Annotated in this window: 13 protein-coding genes and 1 pseudogene; 8 read left to right on the top strand and 6 right to left on the bottom strand. The window is 60.7% G+C overall.

Annotated elements, in window-relative coordinates; genetic code table 11:
• Window positions 1–225 precede the first annotated feature (225 nt).
• Window positions 226–474, top strand: coding sequence for an AbrB/MazE/SpoVT family DNA-binding domain-containing protein (locus HB376_RS14085; protein ID WP_213764275.1), 249 nt, complete (start codon window positions 226–228; stop codon window positions 472–474).
• Window positions 468–797 carry a type II toxin-antitoxin system PemK/MazF family toxin gene (locus HB376_RS14080; RefSeq protein WP_213764274.1) on the top strand — a complete coding sequence of 110 codons (330 nt, stop codon included), beginning with the start codon at window positions 468–470 and terminating at the stop codon, window positions 795–797. The genes HB376_RS14085 and HB376_RS14080 overlap by 7 nt, the downstream gene beginning before the upstream one ends.
• A gap of 91 nt (window positions 798–888) precedes the next feature.
• Here the strand turns inward: HB376_RS14080 and HB376_RS14075 are convergent, their stop codons facing one another.
• The 3 genes from HB376_RS14075 to HB376_RS14065 all read right to left on the bottom strand — a co-directional run bounded on the left by HB376_RS14075 (window position 889) and on the right by HB376_RS14065 (window position 5,000).
• Window positions 889–1,572 (bottom strand): Fe2+-dependent dioxygenase, encoded by a 684-nt coding sequence (locus HB376_RS14075; protein ID WP_213764273.1) that lies wholly within the window; start codon window positions 1,570–1,572, stop codon window positions 889–891.
• 62 nt (window positions 1,573–1,634) lie between these two features.
• Window positions 1,635–3,866: a TonB-dependent siderophore receptor gene (locus HB376_RS14070; protein ID WP_213764272.1), complete on the bottom strand. Its 2,232-nt coding sequence runs from the start codon at window positions 3,864–3,866 to the stop codon at window positions 1,635–1,637.
• Window positions 3,867–4,286: 420 nt separating this feature from the next.
• Window positions 4,287–5,000, bottom strand: a complete 714-nt coding sequence (locus HB376_RS14065; protein ID WP_213764271.1) for a TetR/AcrR family transcriptional regulator — start codon at window positions 4,998–5,000, stop codon at window positions 4,287–4,289.
• A gap of 176 nt (window positions 5,001–5,176) precedes the next feature.
• On the opposite strand from HB376_RS14065, the gene HB376_RS14060 reads away from it, so the two are divergent.
• The 5 genes and pseudogenes from HB376_RS14060 to HB376_RS14040 all read left to right on the top strand — a co-directional run bounded on the left by HB376_RS14060 (window position 5,177) and on the right by HB376_RS14040 (window position 9,716).
• On the top strand, window positions 5,177–6,127 hold the full coding sequence (locus HB376_RS14060) for an SDR family oxidoreductase (protein WP_213764270.1): 951 nt from the start codon (window positions 5,177–5,179) through the stop codon (window positions 6,125–6,127).
• 27 nt (window positions 6,128–6,154) lie between these two features.
• Window positions 6,155–7,795, top strand: coding sequence for an acyl-CoA synthetase (locus HB376_RS14055; RefSeq protein WP_213764269.1), 1,641 nt, complete (start codon window positions 6,155–6,157; stop codon window positions 7,793–7,795).
• Window positions 7,796–7,805: 10 nt separating this feature from the next.
• Entirely contained in the window at window positions 7,806–8,294 is a 489-nt protein-coding gene (locus tag HB376_RS14050) for an Lrp/AsnC family transcriptional regulator (protein ID WP_213764268.1), read from the top strand.
• 360 nt (window positions 8,295–8,654) lie between these two features.
• Window positions 8,655–9,281 carry an ABC transporter substrate-binding protein gene (locus HB376_RS14045; protein WP_213764267.1) on the top strand — a complete coding sequence of 209 codons (627 nt, stop codon included), beginning with the start codon at window positions 8,655–8,657 and terminating at the stop codon, window positions 9,279–9,281.
• A 199-nt stretch (window positions 9,282–9,480) separates the two neighbouring features.
• Window positions 9,481–9,716: pseudogene (locus HB376_RS14040) on the top strand (type II toxin-antitoxin system Phd/YefM family antitoxin).
• Between the two features lie 104 nt (window positions 9,717–9,820).
• Here the strand turns inward: HB376_RS14040 and HB376_RS14035 are convergent.
• The 3 genes from HB376_RS14035 to ispH form a co-directional block, all read right to left on the bottom strand.
• Window positions 9,821–10,072, bottom strand: a complete 252-nt coding sequence (locus HB376_RS14035; protein WP_213764266.1) for a hypothetical protein — start codon at window positions 10,070–10,072, stop codon at window positions 9,821–9,823.
• 175 nt (window positions 10,073–10,247) lie between these two features.
• On the bottom strand, window positions 10,248–11,402 hold the full coding sequence (gene hpnH, locus HB376_RS14030; protein ID WP_213764265.1) for an adenosyl-hopene transferase HpnH: 1,155 nt from the start codon (window positions 11,400–11,402) through the stop codon (window positions 10,248–10,250).
• A gap of 13 nt (window positions 11,403–11,415) precedes the next feature.
• A complete protein-coding gene (gene ispH, locus HB376_RS14025; protein ID WP_213764264.1) occupies window positions 11,416–12,384 on the bottom strand; it encodes a 4-hydroxy-3-methylbut-2-enyl diphosphate reductase in 969 nt (322 codons plus the stop codon).
• An 820-nt stretch (window positions 12,385–13,204) separates the two neighbouring features.
• On the opposite strand from ispH, the gene hpnC reads away from it, so the two are divergent.
• Window positions 13,205–14,065: a squalene synthase HpnC gene (gene hpnC, locus HB376_RS14020; protein ID WP_213764383.1), complete on the top strand. Its 861-nt coding sequence runs from the start codon at window positions 13,205–13,207 to the stop codon at window positions 14,063–14,065.
• The last annotated feature ends 73 nt before the right edge of the window (window positions 14,066–14,138 follow it).

Raw genomic sequence — 14,138 nt, 5'->3', positions numbered from 1 at the left:
CCGCGTGAGTATACCGGGCGTGAGGAGATGCTTGCAGAAGGCGCGTTCGCGCTACGGTTTGCGGGCTGGCGTGGCCGGCGGACAAAAATTTTTCGATCGCTTTAGCCGATTGCGAGCCGGGTCCGGATAGGCACCGAGGTCAGCGCACGCTTAATGACAAATTGTACTAACATTGTGCGGCCGCTCAGTTCGTTTTCGGACTAACATTGTCATTACGGTGAAGCGATGAAAACAACGATTCGCAGGATGGGTAATTCGCAAGGCGTGTTGATTCCGAAACCCATCCTGGCCCAACTTGGGCTGGAGGACGAAGTGGAGATGGAAGTGGAAAACGACGCAATTGTTTTAAGAAAGCCGCAAAAGAAGCCCCGCCAAGGGTGGTCTGACGCAAGCAAGGCAATAGCCCAAGCCGGCGACGACGAGCTTGTGCTGGGCGAGTTTCCGAACGCCGATGATTCGGAGCTTGCGTGGTAGTGCGCGGAGAGGTCTGGCTCATTAAACTGGATGAGCTGGACCCTACCGCCGGCAGCGAGATTCAGAAAACCCGGCCTTGCGTGGTGATATCGCCGCCTGAGTTGCATGACCATTTGCGCACGGTGATCGTCGCGCCCATGACGACCAAAAGCCGGCCCGCGCCTTACCGTGTATCCGTGGTATTCAGCCAGAAGAAAGGACTGGTCCTGCTCGATCAGATTCGCACGATCGACAAAACCCGTCTGGTGAAGAAGCTCGGCGCTGTACCGGCCAATACGCTCTCGGTCGCATTGCGGACCTTGCAGGAAGTCTTCGCCGTCTAACCAACGCCAACGCCAACGCCAACGCCAACGCCAACGCCAACGCCAACGCCAACGCCAACGCCAACGCCAACGCCAACGCCAACGCCAACGCCTACGTCTCGCTCCAAAGCCTCAGCAGGTTGTGATAACAGCCCACGAGCGTTCGCCTCGCGGCGTCGTCGGCGTTCTGTGCGTTCAGCCGTTGAATGGCGTTGTCCATATCGAATAGCAGGCTGCGGCGGGTATCGTCGCGAACGAGGCTCTGCGCCCAGAAGAAACTCGATACCCGCATTCCCCGCGTTACCGGCCGTACCTCATGCAAGCTGGTCGCCGGATAAACAATCGCATGCCCCGCCGGCAGCTTCACTTCCTGCACACCGTAGGTATCCTCGATTACCAGTTCGCCGCCGTCGTAGTCCTCCGGCGGTGTGAGGAACAGCGTGATCGATACATCGGTTCGCACTCGCGTGCCATGTCCCGGCACGAGCCGGATTGCCCCATCCACATGACTGCCGAAATGCATCCCGCCTTCGTACCGGTTGAAGAGCGGCGGATACAGCTTGTTGGGCAGCACGCCGCTGATGAACAGCGGATGCCGTTCCAGCGAGCGGACGATGACATCGCCGAGTTCGAACGCAATCGGCGCTTCCTGCGCGATCTGCTGGTTGCGCTTCACCGGCGCGCCCTGATAGCCGGCCGTCGCGCGGCCGTCCACCCACGCATCCGACGCTTCAAGCCGCTGACGCATGGCGGCAGCGTCTTCGGGGCTGAGGACGTTGGGTATCGAAAGGATCATGTTTTTTTGGGGGCCAGCGGCCGCGCGATTTGCATCGCGCGGCTCACGTGTCCTGCAGTCGATCAATAGAACCGGTAGTTTAGCGTCGCGAGGAATGTCCGGCCGTAACCCGGCACCGCGCGACCGCCATCCGATGGAATCAGCGCGTCGTAGTAGTGCTTGTTGGTCAGGTTCTGGACGTTGAACTGGATGTCGTAATGTTTCTGGTGGAACGCGGCCATTGCGTCCCAGCGCGTGTACGCAGGCACCTGCACCAAGTCGTTGCTGGCGGCATATCGCGACGAGGTGTACACCGGGCCGCCGCCGAAGGTCCAGTGCGGCGTGAGGTCATACGTCGTCCACAACGTGATCATGTTGCGCGGCGTGTTCGCCAGGGTCTTGCCGTTGGTGTTGTCCAGCGCCTTCACCACCTGGCCGTTCATGTACGTATAGCCGCCAAAGACTTGCCACTTGTTGGTGATGTGGCCAGCCAGCCCGAGTTGATAACCGCGCACGCGCACGTCGCCGTCGAGCGTGTAGCTGCCGTCGGCCTGGAGCGTGCGGGCATTGGTTTTATCGATATTGAACAGCGACTGCGTCACCGACAACCCGCCGTTCAGCAAGTCCCACTTCGTGCCGACTTCATACGAACGGTTCGATTCCGGCGGCGTGTTCTGCTGGTTGTTGGTCAGCGTCAGCGCTTCCAGCGACGGATTGAACGACGTGCCGTATGAAACGTAGTACGACTGCCAGTCTGTCGGCTGGAAAATGATCCCGCCGCGCACGCTGGTGAAGTAATTGGTCTGCGTGGCGTAAGACGGCGCGTTGAGGGTGTTCTTGATCGACGCTTCGTAACGATCCCAGCGCAAGCCGCCCACCACCTTCCAGTACTGGCCGACAGAGACCGTATCGTTGGCATAAATGCCCACGCCGTTCGCACTCGATTCCGCCAGGTTGGTCGCCACTTCCTGCGTGTTGGCCGGTCGCGTGGTGTATTGTGGATTGAGCAGCGGCACGATCGCGATGGTATTCGACGGCAGGCCCGGCGCGGTCGCGGTGAACGACTGGTTGCTGTAGGTCTCGTGGCTGAGGTCAATGCCTGCAATCACCTCATGCTTGAGGAATCCGGTGTTGAACTTGTAATCGATATCGGTCGTGTTGTAGACCGAGTGATCGTTGATGTTGCGGTCCTTGCCCTGCAACTTCACGTACAACGACGACAACGGCAACGACGTGTAATTCCCGTTGGCGAGTGCCGTCGATGTCCCGAGCGGTCCGGTCAGGACCGCCGCGGCGTTGGTCGCGGTCGCTTCGGTGCCGTAGTGGCTGAACTGGGTCTGGTTGCGCAGCGTGAGGTTGTCGTCGAAACGATGCTGGATGCGCGCCGAGAACGTCTGCACGTCCTGGATCGTCCGATCGCCTTCGAAACCGTAGAACTGGCTCTTGCTGACCGGGACCGGCGCACCGTTCACCGGCGGAATGCCGTAGTCCGGCTGGTCGCGGTTGTGCTGGATCAACGCTGACAAAGTGACTTCCGTCGGCGTTCCAATGCCGAAGCGCACCGTCGGCGCGAAGCCGTAGTCCTTGCTCTTCATCACGTCGCGGGTCGAGCCGAGATCCTGACCGAACGCGTTGAGCCGCACGGCGGATGTATCGGACAGCGGCTGGTTGATGTCGACGGTGGTGCGGTAGCGGTCGCTCGTGCCGGCCATCACGGACACCGATGCGTGCGCTTTCAGCTCTGCCTGCTTGCTCACCTGGTTGATCACGCCGCCCGTGGAGCCGCGCCCGAAATAGAGTGATGACGGACCATACAGCACATCGATGGATTCAAGGTCGAACGTGTCCCGATAGTACTGGCCGCGGTCGCGGAAGCCATCGAGATAAATATCCGTGCGCGCCGAGAAACCGCGCAAATTGATGTTGTTGCCGATCTGCCCGCCTTCCGCCGCGCCAATGGTGACACCGGGGACGTTGCGAAGGGCATCGGAGAAAGACGTGGCTGCCTGGGACTGCAGCACGGCTTTCGGGACCACCACGGCCGCTTGGGGGATATCGCGCAACGCGGTGGGGACCTTGGCGCCTACGCTCGATTTTTCAGGCTGGAAATCGGGTGTGATGGCCTGACCGGAGACATGCACGGCCGGCAGCGCGGCGTTTTCGACGAGGGGTGCGACTTGTGCGGCTTGTTCCGCCTGGGCGGTTTGATCGGTCTTGCTGACCGGCGCGGCCTGCGCATGAGCATAGAGCGGAATGGCAGCAGGAGCCGCCAGCGCGGTCATGATCGCCGCGGCAAGCGGTGTCTTCCTCAACATGTGTTTCCCCGAGTATTGGATGGTCGAAAAGCCGGCGCTGTTGCGTCATGCCGGTCAATTACTTCCGCGATGCCCGCGGCGGCGTGAGCGGTTGGCAAAGGGCGCGGCCGAAGGAGCAGTCCATCATTGCGACAGATGCGCGCCGTTTCCCTTAGTAGTTCCGAAATACGAATCAATATCATTACACAGTTAAGAATTGTTTTCAATACGATATCGGGAACTATGCGGATAGCTGACGGACAAAGGCCCCGCGATTTCTGCGGGGCGGTTTTATCGAGGGAAATAAAACGCACCGTGGAGGGCGGAGCGTTATGGGGCGGGGATAAGAGGGGTTATGCCGGAGTATGGAAGGCCACGGATGTTGTCGCGCAGGTCGCGGTCAACCGTAATCATCGGATGAAAGCTACGAAAACAGAGCTTTCATTCAGGCGAGCGTGAGGTGTCCTCAAACACCCTGAGCGCCGCCGCCATGTCGCGCTGCAATTGCCCCAGAGCCGCGACTTTGGGATCGGGCGGCTGCAAACCCTGCCAAAGGAGCAGGGACAACCGTTTCGACGTTTCTTCAATATCCACCGTTTTCTTGCTGATCGCGTCCCACAGCACGTGTTCCATCGGTCCATAGATGCTGGAGCGCAGCAGGCTCAAGGGCAGGTCGTCGCGGATATCGCCGGCTGCCACGCCGTCCGACAGCACTTGCATCAGCGGCGCGGTATAGCGCCGCTGGAGTTGCACGATTTCATCGCCGAATGTGTCGTCTTTCGCGCGCCCTTCGGACAGGATCAGTGCGCACAGCCCCGGCCCGTCGATCATCAGCCGATACAAATGCGTGCGGATCAGGAAAAACAGCTTTGCGCGCGTGCCCGTGATGTGCGGCAGCGTGGTTTCGATCTCCGCGATGATCTCGTCGTACCAGTCGCAGATCACCCGCACGCACAGGTCGCGCTTGCCGGAGAAATACGTGAACACCGTTGCCTCCGATACCCCCAGCCGACGCGCCATATCGATCGTCGTCGCCGATGCATATCCGCGCTCCGAGAACACTTGCCGCGCCACGAGCAGGATGTCCTTGATGCGTTGTTCAGACTTGATGCTCGACGGTGCGCGACGTACGGGGAGAGTTTTGGGCTGGATCATATAGGCGCTGAAAGTCGATCGTCAGAAGTAATATTTTGAGTGTAGCTCAATCGGATTAATAGTGGAATTTCAGCAATTTTATGAGGGATATCAAGGTTTAACCGGCTTGACGTTGTCACGTAGTTGAGTTTTACTCAAACTCATTGAAACGCACGCGTCCAGCCAAGTTGAGAGTCATGGAATCCAATCCGAACGATCCCCGCGGTCAGCATCAATACCGCTCCGTCTTCCGTCCCGGCTTGTTCGCCGGCAAGGTTGTCATGGTAACGGGCGCCGGCAGCGGTCTGGGCCGATGCACAGCGCACGAACTCGTGTCGCTGGGGGCTTCGGTGATCCTGATCGGACGAACCCTGGCGAAGCTGGAAACCGTGCGCGACGAGTTGGCCGAGGACTACCCTGAAAGCGTCGAACGCGTGCGCTGCTACGCCTGCGACATCCGCGACGAAGCGAGCGTCAAACAAGTCGTCGCTACCGCACTCGCCGATTTCAACCGGCTCGACAGCCTCTTCAATTGCGCGGGCGGCCAGTTCCCCGCGCCGCTCGACAAGATTTCCCTGAATGGCTGGGACGCTGTCGTGCGCAATAACCTGCACGGCACTTTCCTGATGTCGCGCGAATGTTTTACGCAATGGATGCGCGATCACGGCGGCGCGATCGTCAACATGCTCGCGGACATCTGGGGCGGCATGCCCGGCATGGGCCATTCGGGCGCCGCGCGCGCCGGCGTCTGGAACTTCACGGAAACGGCCGCGTGCGAATGGGGTTACGCCGGCGTGCGGGTGAATGCCGTGGCGCCGGGATGGATTGCATCGGCGGGCATGGATAGTTACGACGAACGCTATCGTGCGTTGTTGCGCGAACTCAAGCACAAGGTGCCGTTGCAGCGTTTTGGGACCGAATCGGAACTCGCGGCGGCGGCGGTATTTTTGCTTTCTGAGGCGTCAGCGTTCATCAATGGGACGGTGATTCGCGTCGATGGCGGCGTGCCGAACGCACGGCATTCGTGGCCCTTGGCGGCCGCTGGGCGTACGCTGGAATTCAACGGGTTTTCGCGTTATCGGCCGCCTGCGGGGTTGCAGGAATTGGCCGCCGAAGACAGATCCGACGATCAAGCCGCCGTCGAATGAGCCTTAACCAGAAACCAGGGAGAAGCGATGCTTCCCGCAGCCGATTCATATGAAACCCTCGCCGCGGCATTCACGTGGAAGGTGCCCGCGCAGTACAACATCGGCGTGGACGCCTGCGATAAATGGGCTGACGGTTCCGGCCGCCTCGCGCTCATCTACGAGACCCGCGAAGGTTCGGAAACGCGTTTCACTTTCGATAACCTCAAGGCGCTCTCCAACCAGTTCGCCAACGCGCTTGCCCGCGCGGGATTGAAGCGCGGCGACCGCGTGGGAATATTCTTGCCGCAGTCGCCGGAGACGGCCATCGCGCATCTGGCCATCTACAAGGCGGGTTATATCGCGGTGCCGCTGTTTCAGCTATTCGGCGTCGATGCCATCCAGTACCGGCTCGCCGATAGCGGCGCAGCGGCGCTGATCACCGACCACGCGGGTTTCGACAAGCTGGCGCAGGTTCGCGAGACGCTACCAGACCTGAAAAATGCCTATTGCGTCGATACCACCACCCACGCAAATGCCCATTCCTTCTGGGATTCGCTACGCGCGGAAACGGACGTCTTCATCCCCGTTGATACCTCCTGCGACGACCCCGCCGCAATCATCTATACGTCCGGCACGACGGGAAAGCCCAAGGGCGCGTTGCTTGCCCATCGGGCGTTGCTGGGTCATTTACCGGGCGTCGAGATGTCGCAAGGTCTTTTCCCGGCGCACGCCCGGCTGATGTGGACGCCCGCCGACTGGGCGTGGATTGGAGGCCTGTTCGATGTCTTGCTGCCCGCCTGGCATCACGGCGTGGCGGTGCTTGCGCGGCGCTTCGAAAAATTCGATGGCCCGGCCGCTTTCGACCTGATGGCGCGTCACGGCGTCACGCACACCTTTCTGCCGCCGACCGCGCTCAAGATGATGCGCTCGGTGGCCCGTCCCGAGCAGTGGCGGTTGTCGTTGCGCGCGGTGGCGAGCGGCGGCGAATCGCTGGGCGAGGAGCTGATCGCCTGGGGCCGGGCGGCGCTTGGCGTGACCATCAACGAGTTCTACGGGCAGACCGAGTGCAACGTGGTGGTGTCGTCGTGTTCTGCGTTGTTCGAGCCTCGCCCGGGGGCGATCGGGCGCGGCGTGCCGGGACATCGCGTGGCCATCGTCGACGATGAAGGCACAGAACTTCCGCCCGGCACACCGGGCAATATTGCGATTGCACCGCCCGACCCGGTCATGTTCCTGCGCTACTGGAACAACGAGCCGGCCACGCGCGATAAATTCCGCGGCCAGTTCCTGCTGACCGGCGACCTCGGTTCATGCGACGCCGATGGTTTTATCCGCTTCGTCGGCCGCAACGACGACGTGATTACCAGCGCGGGTTATCGGATCGGTCCCGCGCCTATTGAGGATTGTTTGCTGCGCCATCCCGCCGTCAGCATGGCGGCGGTTGTGGGTGCGCCGGACGCGGCGCGCACGGAGATCGTGATGGCGTTCATCGTACTGAATGCAGGGTTCGTCCCGGATGAAACGCTTGTGCGCGAACTTCAGCAGCACGTCAGGACGCGGCTGGCCGCGCATGAATATCCGCGCGAGGTCAGGTTTGTCGGCGCGTTGCCGATGACGCCGACCGGCAAAGTGATGCGCAAGGAATTACGGGCGGCGTTGCCGGGTCTGAACACTTCGGCCAAGCCATGAGGACCTGCGAATGACCTCGGAGATGGCCCCGCCCAAGCGCAAGCCGCAAGGCATTCTCGACGCGACCGATCGCAAGCTGCTGGCGTTGCTCGCCGAAGATGCCACGCGGACCTACGCCGAGCTTGGCCGCCTGCTGCATTTGTCCGCGCCCGCCGTTCACGAACGCGCGAAGCGCTTGAAGCAAGATGGCGTTGTCAAGGCGACCGTGGCGACGCTGGACGGCGCAAGCATTGGCCGGCCGCTGCTGGCGTTCGTTCACGTCGATACCTCCAGTTGGGCCGTCACGCGTCAGTTACTGCAACTGGCCGAGTTTCCGGACGTCGAAGAGATCCATACGGTGACCGGCGAAAGCGCGATGCTGCTGAAAGTGCGAACCCGTGACACGCAAACACTCGAACATCTGCTTGAGCGCATTCATTCGATAGAAGGGTTCACCGGCACGCGCAGTTACATCGCGTTGACGACATATCTGGAGCGCGGGCCGAGTCCGCAGGTTTGACGGCGGCGTCAAGACCGACTCGCCGTAACCCCAACCTCAACACATTTCGTGGCGGCTTCGCCGCACACGATGACCCTATGCCGATCCGCCGCCCGGAAGCGCGCTAACTAAGCCGCTGCGGTCGCCTCCATGTTTACCAACTCGCGGCGGCTGGAACAGATTCTCAAGAGCCGCGAGGCGCAGAAGAGCCGGCGATCCGCGGTTTTTCGTTTCCCCTGGCTCTCGCGCCAGCCGCAGACGGACAATCCTTCGAACGTGCTGAACTGTCACGGCAGGCGCGGGTCGATATACTTACTGCGTTTTTCAGCTAAGCCGGCGCGTCGGGCTGAACGCCGCCCTCCATTACTCGATATCGGTCGTATGAAACGCTATTTGCCTGTCCGTGTTGCCCTATTCGCCCTGGCTTTGTCGGCGGCGCTGTTTTCCAGCGCTTCGTTTGCGCAGACGAGCCCTGATGCTGTCGTTAAAAGCGCTGTGGAAGGCACTGTCGACGCGATGAAGGCTGATCCTGCCGCGCGTGGCGGCGACATGGCCAAGATCACGCAATTGGTGCAGACGCGTTTCGTGCCGGCAACCGATTTCCAGCGCACCACGCGGATTGCCGTAGGTAAGGCATGGAGCACGGCGACGCCCGACCAGCAGAAGGCGCTCTACGAGCAATTCCAGACGCTGCTGGTGCGCACCTACACCTCGTCGCTGTCGCAATTACGCGATGAAGACGTCAAGTTCAAATTCGACGCCCCGACGCTCGATGCCGGCGGGAAAGACGCTGTCGTCCAGTCGCACGTGTACTCGAGCGGCGGCGATAACCCGGTGCGTTATCGCCTGGAAAAGACGCCGGACGGCTGGAAGATCTACGACATCGACATGATGGGCGCGTGGCTGATCCAGGTGTACCAGACGCAATTCGCGGGTCAGTTGTCGAAGGGTGGCGTCGACGGGTTGATCAAGTTCCTGACCGCGCATAACGCGCGGACGGCGGAGTGAGGAAGGGGTAGAGCCTGGATTCGCAAATGAAGCGTGGGTGAGCGAGTCTGAGGCACTACGGAGCAGCGGGGCCAACAGGCGCAACTGGCGAAAAGCCGGGAGCGCCTTTTTTTGCGCCGCTGTTTTTAACGCTAATGGCTCTTACAAAGTCTCGCCTCATCCGCCAAGATGAGCATCGACCTTATGCCCCGAGCACAAAATGCCAAATCGACGAGTATCGAAATCCGAATTCAAAGCGAAAGCATCTGATTCTTCAGGTTGGTGGAGTCATCGGGGGAGAGCTTGATCGTGACTGACCTTGGGCAGCCAACCTTGGAGTTGCGGCCGTATCAAACGGATGCGCGGGACCCGCTCGATCTTCTACGCGGCTCGCTATTGCGTTACGACAATCCGATGGACCCAGCGGGGGAAGATGACTGGGCGGCGGCATGGTGATCGTGTCTGGATACGCACGTTAACTTGCTTGGCAAACTCCGGCACCCAGGCACCGCCGAAACTTTATGCGCAGCAAGTTTCGCGCTCGCGGTCTTAACCCCGCCTCAGCATTCCGACACGAGCACCATCGCCTTCGATGAAACGCTCTTCGCTGACTTCAGCGCTTTCTCTCTCACCGCGGTCATGTTTTCGGTCTCGCTGGAGTACCTGAACGAAGCGGGCAGCAGCCGATAGTCCGCTGCCACTTGCGCCGCTTTTGTCTCGCTGAAGCCGGTCTTGCGCAGCATCTTCGCCAAGAGAGAGTAGTCGTCCAGATCGGCTTTGCCGAGATTGATCATTACGCTGAAGTCAGCCATTGCTTCCTGCTTGTTTGCTTTGAAAACCCGCGATGCTACACGGGTGCGCCACACATGCATCTTGAAATACAAAACGGGTGGATAACGCCGCTCATCGCGACCTTATCCACCCGTTCCTTTTGCCGCAGCCATAAGCTCGAGCCTTACACCACAGCCCGAGTTCACGTATTCAAACTCAAGCCGCGATCGTCGTCTGCTTGCCGCCCTTGTTGCCCTTCGCGCGGCCAATTTCTTCCAGCTTGATCTCGACGTGCTTCGAGAAGACGAATTCCGCCGGGCGTTGCTTGTCGACCGGCAGGTCTTTCGCATAAGCACCTTCGGTACGCGGACCACGCAAGGCGACAAGCGCGGCCTTCAGCGGATGCGCAACCGTGTCCATCACGGCGGTGGCTTCGAAGCCGCAATGCACCATGCAGTCAGCACATTTCTCGTACTTGCCCGTGCCGTATTTATCCCACTCGGTGGTTTCCATCAATTCCTTGAAGGTCTTCACATACCCTTCACCGAGCAGATAACACGGACGCTGCCAGCCGAACACGGTACGCGCCGGGTTGCCCCAGGGCGTGCATTCGTAGGTCTGGTTGCCGGCCAGGAAGTCGAGGAACATGCTCGACTGGCTGAACGACCAGCGCTTGCCGTTATCGCCGCGCTTGAAGATGTCGCGGAACAACGACTTCGTCTTTTCGCGGTTCAGGAAGTGCTGCTGATCCGGCGCGCGTTCATACGCATAACCCGGCGACACCGTGATGCCGTCCACGCCCATGGGCCCAAGCGTGTCGAAGAAATTCGCTACACGTTCCGGGTCGGCGTCGTTGAACAGCGTGCAGTTGATGTTCACGCGGAAACCACGGCGCTTCGCTTCCTTGATCGCTGCAACGGCCTTCTCGTACACGCCGTCTTGCGAGACCGAATGGTCATGTGCCTGCTTGTCGCCGTCGAGGTGAACCGACCAGACGAAATACGGATTCGGCTCGTAGTCGTCCATTTTCTTTTCCATCAGCAGCGCGTTCGTGCAGAGATAAACGAACTTCTTGCGCGCGATGATGCCCTTCACGATCTGGGGCATTTCCTTGTGCAGCAGCGGTTCGCCGCCGGCGATGGAGACCACCGGTGCACCGCATTCGTCGACAGCCGCGAGGCAGTCCGCCATCGAGATGCGCTGGTTCAGGATGGGGTCCGGATAATCGATCTTGCCGCAGCCGTTACACGCCAGGTTGCAGCGGAACAGCGGCTCGAGCATCAGCGCGAGCGGATAGCGCTTGTTGCGCATGAAATGCTGGCGCGCGATGTAAGCGCCAACCCGGACTTTTTGCAGCATCGGAATAGACAATTGCGTGTGCTCCTTAATCTTCGCGAAGGGCGCCGGCGGATGCCGTTGCCACAGCCAGCGGCTTCGTCAGCTTCGCGGGGAGTTTGAATTCAACTTTCTCTTCGCGGCCGGACATCGTCGTGACTTCGACGGGACCCAGCGCGCGCAGTGCATTAATAACGTGCTTGACCATTTCTTCCGGCGCAGACGCACCGGCCGTAATCCCGACAGTCTGCGCGTTCGCAAACCAGTCAGGTTTCAATTCCGAGCCGTCCGCCACGAGGTAGCTCGGCACGCCGGTTTCGGCGCCGATCTCGCACAGCCGATTCGAGTTGGAACTGTTGGTTGCCCCAACCACGAGCAAAACGTCCACTTGCTTGCTCAGCTCGCGCACCGCTGCCTGCCGGTTTTGCGTGGCGTAGCAGATGTCGCGCGTATCCGGGCCGACGATGTCCGTGAAACGGCGATGCAGCGCGTCGATGATGTCGCGCGTATCGTCCACCGACAACGTGGTCTGCGTGACATACGCGACGGGGGCATCGACAGGCAGCGCGAGCGTCGCCACTTCAGCTTCGCTTTGCACGAGCACCACCGTGCCGGGAATCTGGCCGATGGTCCCTTCCACCTCCGGGTGCCCCGCATGGCCGATCAGGATCAGCGTGCGGCCCTGCGCGACATATTGCCGGCCCTGTACATGGACCTTCGTCACCAGCGGGCACGTGGCGTCGAGCACGTCCAGACCACGCGCTTCCGCGTCGGCTTCCACCGTTTGCGCTACGCCATGCGCGCTGAAAATAGCAACGGCGCCGTGCGGCACTTCGTCGAGTTCTTCGACGAAACGCGCGCCCTTGCTACGCAGGTTGTCGACGACGTGCCGGTTGTGAACGATCTCATGGCGCACGTAGACGGGCGCGCCATGTCGTTCAAGAGCGCGATCGACAATCTCGATCGCGCGGACCACGCCCGCACAAAAGCCGCGGGGTTGAGCAAGGATAATACGCATATTCGGGCGAACTCCGACTGGCGCGGGTTTCGAATGGAACCGGCTATAAGCTTCGATCAAATCCGGTTGATTTGTTGTAAGCAAAATTAAAGCTTCTCGGAAAAAGCTTTGGGAAACAACTGGCTGCAAATGCGCCATTCGTTTCAACTTTAAGGCCGAACTTGACCGCGTATTCTAACTCGTTCAGTTTTTGGATGCTTGTAAGAGGGTGTTTCCGTTTCTACCGGCAGGGTTGAATTACTGTGCGGACGCGGAAGCCGGTAAACTAGCGCTTCGCCGCGTTTCCCGCGAAGCGGCCTTGAGGTCGCCATGGCGCTGCCGTGAACCGGATCTTGACGTGGCCTTTGAGGCGGCCTTGAGGCGGCTTTCAAGCGGCTATACCGCGCGCTGGGGAGTTGGCGGGGCGGGCGCTGCGAGGCACGATGAAAACCCCGCACAAGCGGCTCGCCGGGCAGAACGCCGGGGGTCCGCGGCAGTCGAAGCATTGATCCTGGCAGCAGGATTAAACCGAAAGCCGAAGCGAAAGCAAAGCCCGACCCGCATTGGGGCGGATGCCACATAAGTTGCATGAGCGGGTGGCATGAGCGAACCGGATTCGCTTGGGGTCCGCGCCGGGTCTGTTCTCCAACGGGTTTTCGGGCAGCGCACGATAAGAATTTATACCGTGTCGAGTCGTTGCGCTTATCCAACATTTTCGCCGGTTTTTTCGCCGGTTTATGAGCGGAATGTTGTTACGCGTCAGCGATCCGCCACGCACGACCTGCGTGCGTCGATGTCCATTTTGGCATCCGCGCGCCGTGTCGAATACCTGGACCGTCTTATGGAAGTCGATCACTACGAAAATTTTCCGGTAGCCAGCATATTGCTGCCAAAACGGCTGCGCGCGCCGGTCGGCGTGATTTATCACGTCGCGCGCACGGCGGACGACATTGCTGACGAAGGCGTCTTCGACCCGGCCGAGCGCCACGCCCGTCTCGCCGATTTCCGCGCCGGGCTGGACGCCGTCGCCGCCGGCCATCCGGCGCCGGTTCATCCCATGCTGTTCGAGAAACTTGCCGGCACCGTCGCGCAATACGGGCTGCCGCTCGGGCCCTTTTACGATCTCGTCTCGGCGTTCGATCAGGATATCGACACCACGCGTTACGCCGACTGGCCTGCGCTGATGGACTATTGCCGGCGCTCGGCGAATCCGGTCGGGCGGCTGATGCTGCATCTCTTCGACGCCAGCACGCCCGAGAATCTCGCCGATTCCGACGCGATCTGCACCGCATTGCAGCTCATCAACTTCTGGCAGGACGTGGGTATCGACTGGAAGAAGAGCCGAATCTACATGCCGCTGTCCGATCTGGAGCGTTTCGGCGTAACCGAACGGCATATCGACGAGCAAATCTGCGACGACGCCTGGCGCGCGCTGATGCGTCATGAAGTCGACCACGCGCGTGCAATGATCGTTGGCGGCGCGGCGCTTGCCGTGCGTATGCCCGGCCGGTTCGGGCTGGAACTGTGCAGCGTCGTGCACGGCGGTTTGCGAGTCCTCGAAAAAATCGAACAGGCCGGCTACGACGTATTCCGCAAGCGCCCGGTGCTGAAAGGGCCGGACTGGGCGGTAATCGCCGTGCGCTCGCTTGCGATGCGGCTGCGTGGCCGGGTGGGTGTGCAATTGCGCTCGGTCGAAAGCTGACCTGATCCGGTTTGGCGCCCCTCCTGATGTTGAATCTGCTTACTCATTGACCTGCTTCATCGACCTGCCCTGA

Origin of the sequence: Caballeronia sp. dw_19 (assembly GCF_018449515.1) — a bacterium.
Lineage (GTDB): Bacteria > Pseudomonadota > Gammaproteobacteria > Burkholderiales > Burkholderiaceae > Caballeronia.
This window is presented reverse-complemented; position numbering and strand designations above follow the sequence as displayed.

Excerpts from the sequence above, each read along its gene's own strand:
- HB376_RS14060 (WP_213764270.1), top strand. The coding sequence starts at position 5,177 with ATGGAATCCAATCCGAACGATCCCCGCGGTCAGCATCAATACCGCTCC.
- ispH (WP_213764264.1), bottom strand. The coding sequence starts at position 12,384 with ATGCGTATTATCCTTGCTCAACCCCGCGGCTTTTGTGCGGGCGTGGTC.
- HB376_RS14075 (WP_213764273.1), bottom strand. The coding sequence starts at position 1,572 with ATGATCCTTTCGATACCCAACGTCCTCAGCCCCGAAGACGCTGCCGCC.
- hpnC (WP_213764383.1), top strand. The coding sequence starts at position 13,205 with ATGGAAGTCGATCACTACGAAAATTTTCCGGTAGCCAGCATATTGCTG.
- HB376_RS14065 (WP_213764271.1), bottom strand. The coding sequence starts at position 5,000 with ATGATCCAGCCCAAAACTCTCCCCGTACGTCGCGCACCGTCGAGCATC.
- HB376_RS14055 (WP_213764269.1), top strand. The coding sequence starts at position 6,155 with ATGCTTCCCGCAGCCGATTCATATGAAACCCTCGCCGCGGCATTCACG.
- HB376_RS14070 (WP_213764272.1), bottom strand. The coding sequence starts at position 3,866 with ATGTTGAGGAAGACACCGCTTGCCGCGGCGATCATGACCGCGCTGGCG.
- HB376_RS14045 (WP_213764267.1), top strand. The coding sequence starts at position 8,655 with ATGAAACGCTATTTGCCTGTCCGTGTTGCCCTATTCGCCCTGGCTTTG.
- HB376_RS14035 (WP_213764266.1), bottom strand. The coding sequence starts at position 10,072 with ATGGCTGACTTCAGCGTAATGATCAATCTCGGCAAAGCCGATCTGGAC.
- HB376_RS14085 (WP_213764275.1), top strand. The coding sequence starts at position 226 with ATGAAAACAACGATTCGCAGGATGGGTAATTCGCAAGGCGTGTTGATT.
- HB376_RS14050 (WP_213764268.1), top strand. The coding sequence starts at position 7,806 with ATGACCTCGGAGATGGCCCCGCCCAAGCGCAAGCCGCAAGGCATTCTC.